Source organism: Amycolatopsis sp. NPDC051758 (genome assembly GCF_044453095.1).
GTDB lineage: Bacteria > Actinomycetota > Actinomycetes > Mycobacteriales > Pseudonocardiaceae > Amycolatopsis.
This window is the reverse complement of sequence record NZ_JBITCJ010000021.1, coordinates 74,660-89,814: the sequence shown is the minus strand read 5'-3', so window position 1 is coordinate 89,814 and position 15,155 is coordinate 74,660. Positions and strand designations below refer to the sequence as shown.

The 15,155-nt window shown below is 70.9% G+C and carries 13 protein-coding genes and 1 pseudogene; 7 read left to right on the top strand and 7 right to left on the bottom strand.

Annotation, left to right across the window (positions count from 1 at the left end; genetic code table 11):
* Window positions 1–214: 214 nt before the first annotated feature.
* The 6 genes from ACIA5G_RS50910 to ACIA5G_RS50885 form a co-directional block, all read right to left on the bottom strand.
* Window positions 215–1,327 carry a sugar ABC transporter substrate-binding protein gene (locus ACIA5G_RS50910; RefSeq protein WP_050357139.1) on the bottom strand — a complete coding sequence of 371 codons (1,113 nt, stop codon included), beginning with the start codon at window positions 1,325–1,327 and terminating at the stop codon, window positions 215–217.
* A gap of 120 nt (window positions 1,328–1,447) precedes the next feature.
* Window positions 1,448–2,647, bottom strand: coding sequence for an ROK family transcriptional regulator (locus tag ACIA5G_RS50905; RefSeq protein WP_050357138.1), 1,200 nt, complete (start codon window positions 2,645–2,647; stop codon window positions 1,448–1,450).
* A 221-nt stretch (window positions 2,648–2,868) separates the two neighbouring features.
* The gene (locus ACIA5G_RS50900; protein WP_395937294.1) at window positions 2,869–4,545 is read right to left on the bottom strand and encodes an ABC transporter substrate-binding protein; all 1,677 of its coding nucleotides are present in this window, start codon (window positions 4,543–4,545) and stop codon (window positions 2,869–2,871) included.
* Between the two features lie 43 nt (window positions 4,546–4,588).
* Window positions 4,589–5,806: an acyl-CoA dehydrogenase family protein gene (locus ACIA5G_RS50895; RefSeq protein WP_395937292.1), complete on the bottom strand. Its 1,218-nt coding sequence runs from the start codon at window positions 5,804–5,806 to the stop codon at window positions 4,589–4,591.
* A gap of 444 nt (window positions 5,807–6,250) precedes the next feature.
* Window positions 6,251–7,078 (bottom strand): isocitrate lyase/phosphoenolpyruvate mutase family protein, encoded by an 828-nt coding sequence (locus ACIA5G_RS50890; protein ID WP_395937290.1) that lies wholly within the window; start codon window positions 7,076–7,078, stop codon window positions 6,251–6,253.
* 36 nt (window positions 7,079–7,114) lie between these two features.
* Window positions 7,115–8,500 carry an AlkA N-terminal domain-containing protein gene (locus tag ACIA5G_RS50885; protein WP_395937288.1) on the bottom strand — a complete coding sequence of 462 codons (1,386 nt, stop codon included), beginning with the start codon at window positions 8,498–8,500 and terminating at the stop codon, window positions 7,115–7,117.
* A gap of 211 nt (window positions 8,501–8,711) precedes the next feature.
* On the opposite strand from ACIA5G_RS50885, the gene ACIA5G_RS50880 reads away from it, so the two are divergent.
* From ACIA5G_RS50880 to ACIA5G_RS50850, 7 genes and pseudogenes are all read left to right on the top strand, one after another.
* Entirely contained in the window at window positions 8,712–8,996 is a 285-nt protein-coding gene (locus ACIA5G_RS50880) for a putative quinol monooxygenase (RefSeq protein WP_395937286.1), read from the top strand.
* 250 nt (window positions 8,997–9,246) lie between these two features.
* A complete protein-coding gene (locus ACIA5G_RS50875; RefSeq protein ID WP_395937284.1) occupies window positions 9,247–10,482 on the top strand; it encodes an MFS transporter in 1,236 nt (411 codons plus the stop codon).
* 276 nt (window positions 10,483–10,758) lie between these two features.
* Window positions 10,759–10,974, top strand: a pseudogene (locus ACIA5G_RS50870) (helix-turn-helix domain-containing protein); the annotation flags it as partial.
* Between the two features lie 90 nt (window positions 10,975–11,064).
* Window positions 11,065–12,090: a hypothetical protein gene (locus tag ACIA5G_RS50865; RefSeq protein ID WP_395937297.1), complete on the top strand. Its 1,026-nt coding sequence runs from the start codon at window positions 11,065–11,067 to the stop codon at window positions 12,088–12,090.
* Between the two features lie 207 nt (window positions 12,091–12,297).
* The gene (locus ACIA5G_RS50860; protein ID WP_395937282.1) at window positions 12,298–12,900 is read left to right on the top strand and encodes a hypothetical protein; all 603 of its coding nucleotides are present in this window, start codon (window positions 12,298–12,300) and stop codon (window positions 12,898–12,900) included.
* A 222-nt stretch (window positions 12,901–13,122) separates the two neighbouring features.
* Window positions 13,123–13,278: a hypothetical protein gene (locus ACIA5G_RS50855; RefSeq protein WP_395937280.1), complete on the top strand. Its 156-nt coding sequence runs from the start codon at window positions 13,123–13,125 to the stop codon at window positions 13,276–13,278.
* Window positions 13,279–13,429: 151 nt separating this feature from the next.
* Complete coding sequence (locus tag ACIA5G_RS50850; protein ID WP_395937278.1) at window positions 13,430–14,284, top strand: dimethylarginine dimethylaminohydrolase family protein; 855 nt, start codon at window positions 13,430–13,432, stop codon at window positions 14,282–14,284.
* A 52-nt stretch (window positions 14,285–14,336) separates the two neighbouring features.
* Here the strand turns inward: ACIA5G_RS50850 and ACIA5G_RS50845 are convergent, their stop codons facing one another.
* The gene (locus tag ACIA5G_RS50845) at window positions 14,337–15,155 is read right to left on the bottom strand and encodes a family 1 encapsulin nanocompartment shell protein (protein WP_395937276.1); all 819 of its coding nucleotides are present in this window, start codon (window positions 15,153–15,155) and stop codon (window positions 14,337–14,339) included.

Here is a 15,155-nt window from a genome sequence, read left to right as displayed (position 1 = left end):
GAGAAAAGCGGGGTGAAGCGTTCCGTCCGACGCCCCGCCCGGTAGCGGGACGGTTGGTGTGCGGGGCGCCGGACAGGCTTCGTGGCGCGCGTGCGGGCCGGGGTGCGGCGGGCACGTGCGCGGGAGGCGGTGCCGCCGGCGCCCTCGCGGGAATCGCGGGGGCGGGGCGGCGGGCGGGACCCGGCGGCTCGGGGGCGGGCCGGGTCCCGGGTGCCTACTTCAGACCGATCTTGTCGCAGTCGGCCTTGTACTTGGCCGAGCAGATCTCGTCCAGCGTCCAGATGCCGTCCTTGATGACGGTGTCCTTGATGTTGTCCTTGGTCAGCGAGACGACCGGGACGAGGACCGTCGGGATGCCCTTCGCGGAGGCGCTGTCGACCTTCGAGGTGGCGATGGAGTCGAGCTTCTCGCCCTTGGCGAGGGCGACGGCCATCTCCGCGGCGACGATGCCCTCGGCCGGGTAGGACTTGTAGACGCTCATGAACTGCTCACCGGTGACGATGCGCTGCACGCCCGCCAGTTCGGCGTCCTGGCCGGTAACCGGCGGGAGCGGCGAGAGACCGGCGCCCTTGAGGGCGGTGATGATGCCGCCCGCCATGCCGTCGTTGGCGGAGTAGACGCCGTCGATCTTGTCCTTGCCGAGCGCGGTGATCGCCGCTTCCATGTTGGCGTTGGCGTTCTCCGGCTTCCACTCCTTGGTGTCGTACTCCTTGCCGTACTTCACCTTGCCGTCGAGGACGGACTTGGCGCCCTTCTTGAAGAGGGCGGCGTTCGGGTCGGTGATCGCGCCGTTCATCATCACGATCGTGCCGCCGTCGGCCTTGTCGCCCAGGGCCTCCAGCAGGGCGGTGCCCTGCGCGCGGCCGACCTCCTCGTTGTCGAAGGAGGTGTAGGCGTCGATGGGGCCCTCGGCGAGGCGGTCGAAGGCGACGACCGGGATGCCGGCGTCCTTGGCCTTCTTGACGCTGTTGGCGATCGCCTTGGAGTCGACCGAGCCCAGGATGAGGGCGTCGACCTTGTTGGTGATCATGGTGTCGACCTGCTGCGCCTGCGTGTTGGCGTCCTGCTTGGCGTTGGCGTAGGTCACCTTCGCCTTGCCGTCGGTCAGCTCGCTGATCTTCTTCTCGATGATCGGCCGGTCGAACTTCTCGTAACGGGCCGTCTGGTTCTCGGGAAGGAGCAGACCTATCTTCAGGTCGTCGCCCTTCTTCTCCGAGCTCTGTTCGGCCTTGTCGCCGGACTCCTTGGCGCTCCCGCAAGCGGCCAGCGAGATCGCCATCGTGGTGGCGGCAACGGCAACGGCGGCACGACGCATACGCGTGTTCATTCTCGAACCTCCCTGACGAGGCCGCGACGTTGCGGCCGAGGTGGCTGGAAGTCAACTCGGCCCCAGCGTCAGCGTCAAGGAGTAAATCCTTAACGAGATGACAACGGTGCCATTCGTTATCTAAGTGAAGGCAGGAGTCGCCGTGGGGAGGGTGCCCTCCAAAAGGGTTGAATCCCCCATCTCGCTGAGCACCAGGGCGAGTGCGCCCAGGACTTCGGCACGCCCGCCGAGCGCGCCGGGCAGCACCGAGAGCTGTCGCGCGGCGCTGGGAATCGCGTAACGCGACACGGAGTCCCGTATGGGCCCCAGGACCAGCTCCCCGGCCTCCGCCAGCGAGCCGCCGAGCACCACACGGCTGGGGTTGAGCAGATTGCACAGGTTGGCCACACCGCTGCCTATGTGGCGGCCCACGTCGCCGATCACCCGGCGGCAGCCCGGATCGCCCTCCCGCGCCAGCTGGACCACCCGCTCCATGGTGAGCCCGGGGCCGTGGCTGGGCTGGAGCAGCGGCAGGACGTAGCGGGCCGCGGTGAACGTCTCCAGGCAGCCCCGGTTGCCGCAGCGGCACACCGGGCCCGACTCGTCGAGCGTGATGTGCCCGATCTCGCCGGCCGTGCCGCCGGGGCCCCGGTAGATGGTCCCGTCGATCACCAGACCGGCGCCGACGCCGCTGGCCACCTTGATGTACGCGAGGTCCTTGACGCCCCGCCCGCTCCCCCAGACCAGCTCGCCCAGCGCCCCGAGGTTGGCGTCGTTGTCGACGTACACGGGCACGCCGAGGCGGCCGGAGAGCTCCTGGCTGGGGTTGATGCCCGTCCAGCCCGGCAGGATCGAGGTGGAGCCCAGGGTGCCGGACTCGACGTCGATGGGCCCCGGTACCCCGAGACCGATGCCGATCACCTTGTCCGGGCCGATCCCGGTGGCCGCGATCAGCCGCTTGACCAGCACTTCCGCCCGGTCGAAGCCCTCGGCGGACGAGGCGTCGACGTCCAGCGGCTCGGACTCCTCGGCGAGCACCTGGTGGGCGAGGTTGCCGACGGCGACGCGCAGGTGCGTATGGCCGAAGTCGACGCCGATGACGATGCCGGCGTCACCGCTGAGGGAGACGCTGCGGGCCCGCCGGCCGCCCGCCGAGGTGGGGGTGACCTCGACCGTTCCGCCGTCCTTCAGCTCCCGGACGATATTGGAGACGGTGGCCGCGGAGAGCCCGGTGCTCCGGGCGATCTCCGCCTGGGTGAGCGATCCTGCCATCCGTACGGCGCGTACGACCCGCTCCAGATTGGCCCTGTGCAGCGATGTCTGCGACCCGGGAGTCTCCATCGACTCATCCACTCCTGCCCTTGGCGGGCGGTCCTGAAGACCGCCCCGGCCGGGGCCGCAGCGATGAGACCCCGGCTTCCTCCAACATGTGAACTCTAAGCTGACCGTTCGGGGGTGCCTCCCGTCAAGACCTGAGCACCAGCGCACCCCGCAACGGCCCGGGGGCCCCGCGGGGGGGGGCGCGCGGGGGCCCGGGCGCGCCGCACGGTGGGAGCGGGGTGCTACTTGCTGACGGTCACGCCGAACAGGTCGAGCTCGCGGAACTGGGTGGGCTGGACGTTGTGCAGCCGGGACGACCAGGCCGCGGTGCCGGACTGCCACCAGATCGGGATGGTCGGCATGTCCTGCAGGACCAGCTTTTCCGCCTGCTGGTACAGCGCCTGGCCCTGCTGCTGCGACGGCGCCGCGTCGGCCTGCTTGAGCAGGTCGTCGACCTTCGGGTTGGAGTACTGCCCGACGTTCGAAGCGGCGCCGGTGCGGAACAGCGGGTTGAGGAAGTTCTCGATCGACGGGTAGTCCGCGACCCAGGCCGAGCGGTAGATGCCGGTGACCGAGCGGTTGTTGAGCTGCTTGCGGAAGTCGCCGAGGGTGGTCTGCGGGGTGAACTTGCAGGTGCGGCCCAGCGCGGTCTGGATCTGCTTGCAGATGACCTCCATCCACTCCTGGTTGCCGGAGTCGATGTTGGACGTCAGCTCGATGTCACCCTGGTAGCCCGAGGCGTCGAACAGCTGCTTGGCCTTCTGCGGCTCGTAGGTGCACAGCTCGCCGCACTGGTTGTCCAGGTGGCCCTGCACGTTCGGGGCGACCAGGCCGTCGGCCGGCGTGCGGCCGCCGTTGAACACCTGCTGGATCAGCGCCTTCCGGTCGATCGCCATCGAGATCGCCTGGCGGAACTGCGGGTTCTCGTACCGCTTGTCGAACAGCGGGAACGCGATCGCCTGGTACCCGAGGTAGGTGTAGGTCTTGCGCCGGTCCTCGGGCAGGTCCTTCTTGATCTTGCCACCCTGCGTCGACGTCCACGGTGTGAACGACAGGAAGTCGAGCTTGTTCGCGATGACGTCGGCGTAGGCCTGGTCGAGGTCGGTGTAGAAGCGGAAGTCGATGCCGCCGATGTTCGCCTTCTGCGCGCCCGGGAAGCCGTCGAACCGCTTGACGAGGAGGTCCTTGCCGGGGGTGTAGGACTCGAACTTGAACGGCCCGTTGCCCACCGGGTGCGCCTCGAACGCTTTGCGGTCGGCGAAGAAGCTCGCCGGCAGCGGGAAGAACGCGGCGTACCCGAGCTGGACGCCGAACTCCGAGAACGGCGCGTCGAGGGTGACGGAGAACGTGCTGTCGTCGACCAGCTTCAGGCCCGGCAGCTCCTTGGCCGCGGGCAGGTTCGCGGGCTGCTTGCCGTCGGCGGTCGCGTTGTTGACCTGTGCGAAGCCTTCGACGTGCGAGAAATAGCTCGCGCCGGCCATCAGGTTGGGGGAGTACGCGGTGTAGTTCCACGCGTCGACGAAGCTCTTCGCGGTCACCGGCGTGCCGTCGTGGAACGTCCAGCCCGGCTTGATCTTGATGGTCCAGACCTTCGAGTCGGTCGTGGTGATCGAGTCGGCCACCGCGTTGCGCGGGGCGGCGGTCTTGGCGTCGTACTCGATCAGGCCGCGGAACAGCGTGCCCAGCACGCTGATCCCGCCGACCTCGGTGGTGTTGCCGGGCACCAGCGGGTTCGCCGGCTCGGTCTCGCTGTAGCTGATGACCGCGTCGCGGTCGAGGTTCGCGTCGGTGGCGGCCGCCGGGGCGGCGGCCCCGACGTCCTTGGGCGGTGCGGTGGTGTCGCCGGTGGGCGTGCTGCACGCGCTGAGCGAGATGGCCAGCGCGGCGGCCGCGCACACGGCGGTCCGGAACTTTCGCATCGGTCTCTTCCTTCGGTGGGGGCTTCGGTGGGGCGGAGGTGCTTCAGCGCTGCGCCGAGGTGATGCCGAGCGCCAGCGGGAACGCGGGCCGGCCACCGAGCAGGTGGGCGCCGGCGGTCTGCAGGATGCGGTCCTGCGCCACGATGTGCTGGCACATCGTGGTGGTGTCGCGCAGCCAGCGGTCCAGCGGCGAAGGCCGGTAGATCGCGGACGTCTGCAACAGGTCGTACAGCCGGGTGACGACGGATCGGGCGGTGCGGAACGCGTGCCGTCGTGACAGCGGAAGCGCGGCCCGCTCCGCCGGGGTCAGGTCGTCGAGGGTGCCGCCGGCGGACAGGACTTCGTGCTGCCGCCGCAACGCCCCGTAGACACCGTGGCGCGTGGCGGCGAAGTCGGCTTCGCAGTCGGCGATGGTGATCTGCGTGCGGTAGTCGTCGGCGCGGCCGGCGGTGACGGCCGCGTCCCGGGCGTGGTCGAGCGCCGCGCGGGTGACCCCGAGCGCGACCCCCGGCATGTTCCGCATGTGCACCTCGGGCTGGGCCAGCGGTCCCGTCCCGCCGCGCACCTCGGCGAAGGTCAGCGCGCGTTCGACCGGCACGAAGACGTCGGTGATGGTGTAGTCGCAGCTGCCGCTGCCGGCCAGGCCGGTGGTGTGCCAGGTGTCGACCACCTCGACGTCGGATTTCGGGACCATGAGCAGGATCGAGTCGTGCGCCGAGCCGTCGGCGCCGGGCTCGGGCCGGCCGTCGCGGTAGAGGAACGCCCCGGAGATCACCCAGTCCGCGTGCGTCACCCCGCTGCCGAACTGCCAGCGGCCGGTGAGCCGGTAACCGCCGGGCACGATTTCCGCGCGGCCGTTGGGGAACAGCAGCCCCGCGGTCACCATGTCGAGGCTGGGGAACATCTTGTCGGCGACGGCCCGGTCCAGGAACGAGGCGTACAGCCCGGTGTCCGAGCCGATCATCGCGCACCAGCCGGCGCCGGTGTCCCCGTAGGCGAGGGCTTCGATCACCTCGGTCTGCTCGATCGAGGTGAGCTCGGGCCCGCCGCGGTCACGGGAGAACCCCATCCGGAACACCCCGGTGTCGCGCAGCAGCTCCACGACGTCCGCGGGCAGCCGCCGGGCCTGTTCGATCTCCTCGGCGCGGTCACGCAGCACCGGGGCGAGCGCACGGGCCCTGGCCAGGATCTCCCCGGCGGTCGAGGGCACGGCCAGGTCGTCGCCACCGGAGCGGGCGGGCAGTGGCTCAACGACGGTCATCACATCACTTCCTCACGGGCAGTCGAGCTGCTGGTCGCGGACTCGGACCGGCCGCGTGGAAGTCATTCAAGCCACCGGGTGGATTGGCAGAAACCCTTGTCCATGCTGGAAAATCAATAGCGCATGAATCCGGTTGACAGCGCGGTCGCACGCGCTGGACCTGGGGAAGGTGGCGGGCTCGGCGCGTGGTGAAGGGGACGTTCGGTGCGCGTGGTGGGAGGAAGGGTCCCGTCGGCTCGCGCCGGGCGGCGCGGCTTTGCTGGCGGCGCCGCTTCGCGCTCCCGGCGCGTTCGCTCCGCTCAGCCGGGTCGAGGTAGTGGTCCTGCCTCCGGCGCCGGACCGAGCCTGCCTCCCCTGCCAGGGCCAAGGCTTCTCAGCACACAAAAAAGAGCCGCGACGGACCCGGAGGTCTCGTCGCGGCTCTGCCGGCCCGCTGGGGGAAGGTCAGCGGGTGACGGCGCTGTTGACGGCGCCGAAGTCCAGCCCACCTTCCAGCGCGCCGTAGGTGCCCTTCTCGAGCAGTTCCGCGGCCGCGCGCTCGGCGACCGCGTAGGCGGCCTGGGCGATCGCCGTGCCGACGCTGATGCGCCGGACGCCGACCGCTTCGAGCTCGGCCACCGTCGGCGCGCCCGGCCACACCATCACGTTGACGGGCAGCGGGCTCTGCTCGACCAGGGTGCGCAGCGTGTCCAGGTCGATGAGCCCGGGCACGAACAGGCTGTCGGCGCCCGCGCCGACGTACGCGCCCGCGCGGGAGAGCACCTCGTCGAGGCGGCCTTCGGGCTCGCCGATCCCGAACAGGTAGACGTCGGTGCGGATGTTGATCCACAGCTCGGGCAGCCCGGCCTCGGTCGCCGCCTCGCGGGCGGCGCGGACGCGTTCGACCTGGGCGCCGACGTCGAAGAGCGGACCGCCCGGCGCGGTCGAGTCCTCGAGGTTGATCCCGACGGCGCCCGCCTCGACGACCGCGCGGACGGTCGCGGCGACGTCGGCGGCGGACGGGCCGTAGCCGCCCTCGATGTCCGCGGTCACCGGGACGTCCACGACCCGCACGATCCGGGCGACCAGGTCCGCCATCTCCTCGCGGGTGAGGCCGTGGCCGTCGGGCTTGCCCGCCGACCAGGCCACACCGCCGCTGGTGGTGGCGATCGCGGCCGCGCCGGCCTGCGCGATGATCGCCGCGCTGGCCGCGTCCCAGGCGTTCGGCAGCACCAGGGTGCGGTCGTGCAGGGAGCGCAGGTTCTCGGCGAGGCTGCGCTGGGTGCTGTGCATGAATCTCTCCTCGGGTTTTCTTCTTCGGTGCCGGGGTCAGGCGACCTGGACGGGCACGCCGGCCGCGACCAGGTGGGAGGCGGCGAACGCGCGCCAGGGCTGCCACCGGACGGCCAGGGCGACGCTGTCGTCGAGGATGCCGTTGTCCAGCAGTGCGGTGCAGAGCGTCCGGTCGGCGCCGGGGAAGGCGTCCGGGTAGCCGCGCCGCAGGGCGATCTGGTGGGCGGTGCTCTCGCCGAGCCCCGGCACGCCGGTGAGCGCGGTGACGAAGTCGGTGAGCGACGGGCCGGCGTCGAGCAGGGTTTCGTCCGCGGCGACGGCTTCGGCGAACGCGCGCAGCGTCCGGGCGGTGGTCGGCGGCAGCCCGGCGCCGGTCAGGTCGGCCGTGGCCAGGACGCTCGCGGCGGGGAAGAGGTGGGTCAGGCCGTCGTCGAGGCCGGGCACCGGCTTTCCGGCCGCGGTCACCAGGGCGGCCAGCTGCCGCCGGACCCGCGGGCGGGCGCTGTACTGGCTCAGCACCGCTTCGACGGCGACCTCGAACATGCCCCACGCGCCGGGCACCCGCAGCCCGGGCCGCGCTTCGAGCAGCGGTCCGACGACGGCGTCACCGGCCAGTGCGGCCCGCGCGGGCCGGGTGTCGGTGTCGACGCCGAACATCGTCCCGACCCGGTCGACGACGTGGATCAGACCTTCCCAGAACGGCAGGTGCGCCCGCAGGAGCAGGTGGTCGTCACCGCCGCGCTCGACCTCGATGACCCCCGCTTCGCCGTCGAGGCTGATCGTGCGCCGGTACACACCGTCGCGCACCGACTCGACCCCCGGGACGGCGTGGTCGTCGAGGTAGGCGGCCAGGGTGTCCCAGTCCAGCGGCGGCGCGAAGGGCAGCCGCATGGCCAGCCCGCCGTCCGCGGCGAGCCGGTCCGCCCGGCGCCGCCGGTTGCGGAGCTCGACCGGGGAGGCGCGGAAGACGAGCTTCATGTCGCGGTTGAACTGGCGCAGGCTGCCGAACCCGGACGCGAACGCGACGTCGGCGACCGTCAGGTCCGAGTCGTCGAGCAGCCGGCGGGCGAAGTGGGCCCGCCGCGACCGCGCGAGCTGGTCCGGCGTCACGCCGAGGTGGTCGTTGAACAACCGGCGCAGGTGCCGGGGCGAGACGGCGAGCCGCTCGCCCAGCCCGGCTTCGGTGCCGGTGTCGAGGGCGCCGGCGATGATCATCTGCACCGCGCGGCAGACCAGCTCGGGCGCGTCGGCGCCGACCGGGCCGGCCACCCGGTACGGGCGGCAGCGCAGGCACGCCCGGAACCCCGCCGCTTCGGCCTCGGCCGCCAGCTCGAAGGTCCGCACGTTCTCGGCGAGCGGCTTCGCGCCGCACCCCGGCCGGCAGTAGATGCCGGTCGTGACGACGGCCGAAAAAGTTGTCATGCCCCAGATTTAGGGGATCAGGCGCCGGGACGCTAGCCACATCCGGACATGACAGGAAGCAACTCGATCGGCCGGCTTCCGGTGACGAACTCCCGTGGGCATCGTGTCCGGATCTGGCCAGACCCGCCCGGCCCACCTCGGCCAAAGTTCCCCTCGACCCGCGGTGTGCTCCCACGCCGCACTACAGAGAGGCTTTCCCATGCTGGCGAAGGTGTTCCCCATCCCCCTCAAGCCCGGCAAGCAGGCCGAGGCCGAGCAGCTCGTGGAGGAGTTCGCGCCGCTGGGGCCCGGTCAGGAGGAGGGCACGGTGTCCTTCCGCGTGTACCGCGACCCCGCCAAGGCCGACTACCTGCTGTTCGTCGAGCACTTCGCCGACCAGGCCGCCTACGACGCCCACACCGGGTCTTCGGCCTACCAGAAGCTGATCGCCGGCCAGTTCGCCGACCTGATCCTCGAGTTCGTCGAGATCGACCACGAGCTCATCGTCAGCCTCTGACCCGGGCTTTCCCGCACCCCACGGCCGGACGCAGCAACCGCTGCGTCCGGCCGGTCGCTTGTGCAGTGGAATACGTGGCGTTTCTTACATGTTCTCCGGTATCCCGCAACTCGGAGCGGGTGGAATTTGATTTTCCGGTGGAGACAAGTCTCCCGGTCAACTCCCGGGGCGGCTGGAATGGGCAAGTCCGCACGACGGCGCCGCCGAATCCGTGCGGGACAACCCATCCGCTAGCCCTGGAGGCACGGCCGTGACCGAGACCATCGACAAACCCACCGGCGTGCTGGCGGTCCTCCGCCGCACCCCCACCCCGGTCCGCTACCTCCTCGCCGGCGTGCTGGTCAACCAGCTCGGTGCGTTCGTGCAGACCTTCATGGTGCTCTACCTGACCGTCCGCGGTTTCTCCGCGGGACAGGCCGGTGTCGTCATCGCCGCCTACAGCATCGGCTCGGTGCTCGGCGGCCTGGCCGGCGGCGAGCTGGTCCACCGCGTCGGGCCGCGCGCCACCATCACCACGGCCATGCTGGGATCGGCCGTCGTCCTCGCCCTGGTGCCGCTGTTCAGCCGGCCGGGGCTGTTCGGCCTGCTGCTCGTCGGCCTGCTGCTCGCCGGTCTCGCGACCCAGAGCTATCGGCCCGCGGCCGCGGTGCTGCTGAGCGAACTGATGCCCGCACCCGACCGGGTCATGGCGTTCTCGATGATGCGGATCGCCCTCAACCTCGGCGCGGCGCTGAGCCCGCTGCTCGCGGCCGCGCTGATCCTCATCGACTGGGACCTGTTGCTGTGGTTCGACGCCGTCACCGCGGTGGTCTACGGGCTGATGGCCTTCCGCCTGCTTCCCGCGCTCCGGATCGAGCGGGACCCGGTCGAGCCCGGTGAGCCGCGCCCGGGCGGCACGCGCACCGCGTACGGCACCCTGTTGCGGGACGGCCGGTTCTGGTTCTTCCTGGCCTCGGTGCTGCTCGGCTCGATCATCTACGTCCAGTACACCGTCGCCCTCCCGCTGAAGATCAGCGCCGAAGGCCACTCGACCGGCCTGTACAGCGCGGTGCTCGTCACCGCGTCGGTCGTGCTCATCGTGTGCGAGCTCAAGATCACCGCGTACGTGACGCGCTGGCCGGGGTACGTCGCCGCGACCGCCGGCACCGCGCTGATGGGCCTCGGCGTCGCCGGCTTCGGGATCAGCGGCGGCTCGGCCGTGGCGCTGGTCGCGTGCACGATCGTGTTCGTCTTCGGGATCATGGTCAACGGGCCGACGATGTTCGCGTACCCGTCGACATTCCCCACTGCGGTGAAAGCGCGATACATCAGTGCTCATCAGGCCACTTTCGGGCTGGGAATGGCGCTGGGGCCGTTGTTCGGGGTGGCCGCGTGGGTGACGTTGGGTAACGGCGTCTGGTGGTTGTGCGGAGTGCTGGGCGGCGTCGCGGCCCTCTGCGCGTTCCTCGGAATGACGGCATCGCGTACCCGGGTCGTCACCGCCTGACGCAGGGCCGATGCCCCGATGGAGTAACCGGGTCATCGGCCGAACGGGGGTGCCCGGCGGCCGGTGACCCGGATGGACTCCGTTCACCGCAACCATTCGGACGCAATTTTGGTCGCCCGATCAGGCAATTGTCGCTCGTTAATGAAGTATGAAATTGGCAACGTCTTAACTCTGCGTGGAAGTCGTTCACACGAAAAGCCTAACGTGACCCCCGAACGGCGGTAGAGACCAGGCACCGATTCGGAGACGCTGAGTGAGTTAGGGGAAGGAATCTCAATGGGCAGACCCGAAAAGCCGGTCAACGCAGCAGGTGGTGTCGCAAGCCAATTCGCACAGGAACTGAGGGCCTTGCGCGCACAAGCCGGAAATCCGACATACCGTGAAATGGCACGTTCGGCAATGTTCTCGTCGTCCGTCCTGTCGAGCGCAGCGAGTGGCAACCGGATGCCGTCGTTGCAGGTCGCGCTGGCCTTCGTGGCAGCGTGCGGCGGAGACGAGCAGACCTGGCGGCAGCACTGGTACGCCGCAACCGGAAGCTATCCGGAGCCCTCCTCGAGAGGGCGAAAGGAAAGACAGCCGTGGGTGCGGTGGCGCGGGGGCGCGCTGCCTCACCCGGCACAACTGCCGCAGCGGCCGCGCGGCTTCACCGGCCGCACGGCGGAGCTGGCCTGGCTGAGAACGCCCGGTGACACGCCCGTCGTCATCAGCGGGCCGGCCGGGGTGGGGAAGAGCGACCTGGCCCTGCACTACGCACACGCAGTGGCCGCGGAACGGCCCGACGGGCAGCTGTACGCCGACCTCGGCGGGCTCCGGCACGGCGGCACGGTGTCGCCGGCGCCGGCACTGGCGGACGTCCTCGACGGGCTGCTGCGTGCACTGGGGGTCCCGGACGAGCAGCTCGGCGGGAGCTTCGACCACCGCGCCGGGCTGTATCGCACACTCCTGGCGGAACGGCGGCTGCTGGTCCTGCTGGACAACGTCCGGGACGAGTGCCAGGTGCGGCCGCTGCTCGCGGAGACCGCCACCAGCACGACCCTGCTGGTCAGCCGCAACCGGCTGCTGGGCCTGCGGGACGTCCGGCGCCTGCAGCTGGCACCGTTGTCCCGTGGTGATTCGATCGCCATGATCACCGCGGCGGCGCCGCACTTCGCGATCGCCGGGGGAGCGGAGCGCGACCGTCTGGCCGGGTTCTGCGGGGACCTCCCGCTGGCCTTGGACATCGCGCTGCGCAAGCTCGCCTCCCGTCCGTACCTGACCTTGCGGGGGGTGGTCGAACGGTGGTGCGACCACCGGCAGGCACTGGACTGGCTGAGCATCGGCGACCTGTCGGTGCTCGAAACACTGCGCTCGGCGTACCACACCCTGAGTCCGGCGGCTCGCGAGATGCTGTGCTGCCTGGCCCGGTCGCCGATCACGGACCCGATACCCGTCGCGACCGATCGTGACGAGCAACTGGTCGAAGAGATAGCCGACGCCGGCTTGCTCGCCCACTGGCACCACGGCGCGGAGCGCCTGTTGTCGCCGCTGGTGCGGGCCTTCGTGCTCGGCGTCGTGGAAAGCGCCACGGATCACGGACTCACCGTCGCCGGCTCCGCGCCGGCGGCCTGACCACACGGGGGCTGGGGGCGGCCGGGCAAAGATGCCCGCCGCCCGACCTTCCGTTCCTTTTTTCGTCCGTGTCTTTTCTTTAATTGTCCTCCGTGGCCAAGGGTCGCTACCAAGGTGGCCGATGACCTGTAATTACCGGAAGAAGAACGGTGTTCCGCGATCCGCTCGCCGAACGCCCATGGGCTTCTCTTCCGGAAGGACATGGCCATGCTCGAGGATCGGATTCCGGTACGCGTGACCGAACCCGAACGGCTCGTTCCGCCCGGTGTGCCACACCGCCGGGGGCTCGCCTGGAAACGGGTCCGGGACTACTCGACCTACCTGGCCGCCGCGGCCGCGACCCTGTTGCTCGCCGTGGCGATCTGGCTCTCGGCGCACGTGGACCCGGGCCCCCGGTGGCACGAGATCGCGCTGTTCGCCCACCTCGCCTCCCTCGTCCTCGGGCTCGGCGCGGTGCTGGTGGCGGACTACTTCTTCGCCCTCTGGCTGTTCCGCCGCGTGACGTTCGCCGAGGCGGTGCAAAGCACTTCCCGGCTGCACCTGCTCGTCTGGTCCGGGCTGACCGGGCTCGTCGCGAGCGGGGTCCTGCTCCAGCCGGACCTGCGGTCGCCGGCCACCCTGCTGAAGCTGGGGTTCGTGCTGGGGCTCACCGTCAACGGCGTGCACACCGCGGTGCTCGGGCGCCGGATGGCCACGGTCGAGGGCACCCCCGGGATCCGCCTGCTCGTGCGGGGCGGCGTCGCCACGGCCATTTCCCAGATCTGCTGGTGGGGTGCCGTGCTCATCGGTTTCCTGAATGCGACCCGCTGAATCGTCCGTTGATTGTTCGTCTTTTGTTCCGTTCATCGTTTCCGGGTGCTCCGGAAACGCGACACCCCACCGGGATCGAACACGTGTTGTCCTCTATCGTTTCCGCCGCGCCCGCAGAGCTGTCCGGATCTGGCCAGACGAACGGCACCCGCGAACGCCACGCTGAGTTCACCCGGCCGCCCCAGCGGAATACGGCCGGGACATCCACGAAGGGAAGGAAAAATGATCACCAAGTTCTCGCGCGTCCTGGGACAGGCCCGGCGGGCCGCCAGTGCGCTCAACCGGTCCAGCACCATCGGCCAGCGGCTCGACGAAGCCCGCTCGAACGCGGACTACCTGCTGACCATCGAGCTGTTCCGGCTCCGCGGCATGGGCTGACCGGCGCGCCGTTCGCCGGGTTCACCCGGCCGTCTCCGGACGCCCGGCGCCGTGCGTTCGGACGCGGCGCGGCGGCGGAGCGGGCCACGACCGGCCGGGCCCCGCCCGCGGGGCCCGCCACCCGTCCCGCCCGCCCGACGAAAGAGCCACGATGACCAGCACCGTTCCCGCCGTCACCGCACCCGCCGCCGCCACCCGGGAGAAACAGTCCCACCGCCGGCTGCTGATGTGCTCGGCCAAGCACTTCCGGATCGACTACGAGATCAACCCCTACATGCACGCCGACGTCCAGCCCGATCCGGCGGCCGCGGCGGCCGAGCACGACGGCATCGTCGCCGCGCACCTCGCCGCGGGCCGCACGGTGGAGTTCGTCGACGCCGACCCCGCGTGCCCGGACATGACCTATACGGCCAACGCGGCCGCCGTGCGCGGCGACCGGGCCGTGCTCGCCACCCTCCCGCCGGAGCGGGCCGCGGAAACGCCCCACCACCGCGCCTGGCTGGAGGCCAACGGGTTCGACGTCGCTGATACGCCGTACGCGTTCAGCGGCCAGGGTGACGCCTTGGCGTGCGGCGACCTGCTGCTGGCCGCGCACGGCCAGCGCACCGACATCCGGGCGCACCGCACGCTCGCCCGGCACCTCGGTTACGAGGTCGTGGCCCTGCGCACCACGAGCACCCGGTGGTACGACCTGGACCTGGCGCTCGCGGTGATCCACCCCGGGCGCACGCTGGCGTACAACCCGGAAGCCCTCGACCGGGCCAGCCTGCGCACGGTGCGGGGGCTGGGGCTGGACCTGATCCCGGTCCGGCCGGCGGAAGCGGCGCACTTCGCGCTGAACCTGATCAGCGACGGCCGCACGGTCACCATGACGACCGGTGCGCCCCACCTGGCGGCGGACCTGCGGTCGCTGGGCCTGACGGTGGTCGAGCTCGACACGACGGAGCTGCGCAAGGGCGGCGGCGGCATCCGCTGCACGGCCCTGACGCTCGACAACCCGGCCTGACCCGGGCGCCGGCTCGGGGCACCCGGGTGCCCCGGGCCGGCGGCAGGCAGGCTCAGGTGGTCAGGCTGATGGCGGCGTCCGGTTCGGCGACCCGGAAGCTGAAGCTCTCCTCCAGGTACAGCGTCACGTTCTCGGCGTCGTGGTGGCTGTAGCCCACCGCGAGGTCCTGGCCCAGCTCGAGCAGGAAGTCCCCGCCGTCGAGGCTCAGCACGAGGGCGCCGTCGAGGCCGGGGGAGCGCACCACCTTGCCGCCGCCGAGGACCCGGCGGATGTGGTCGAACACCAGCTGCCCGCCGTGCTCGGTGCTCTCCACGATCCGCGTGTACCCCGCCGGGCCGATGGCCAGGCCGTACGGGCCCTTGATACCGGCCTGCCGCAGCTTGTCGACGGCACGGGCGACCACCCCGGGGTAGGCCTCGGGGTCGTCGCCGAGCGAGGTCGTGGGGTACGGGCAGGTCTCGGTGATCCCGGTGATTCCGGCGTCGGCCCAGCCGTGGAACACTGCCCGGTTCTCGATCAGCGCGATCTGCTTCGCCGCCCGGTCGAGGTCGTCGAACTCCAGGTCGTCGGCACCGCGCTCGGCGTCGTCCAGCTCGGCGCGCGACACCGTGAACGGCACCCGGACCTCGGTGAGCGGGAGGACGCGCCGCTGCCGCACGACGACCCCTTCGCCGGCGTCCGGCAGGGACGCCGACCCGAGCGTGGTGGTCCGGCCCAGGTCGGTGGCCGAGTGGCGCCAGCCGTGCGGGCCGGCGACGTCGACCAGGCGCCGGGCCGCCAGGTGGGTCTGCAGCCGCTCCCGGGCCTCGGCGTCGACCTCCCGCCAGCCCGCGTCGGAGATCGGGGCGAGGTCGCGCATCAGGTGGTTCAT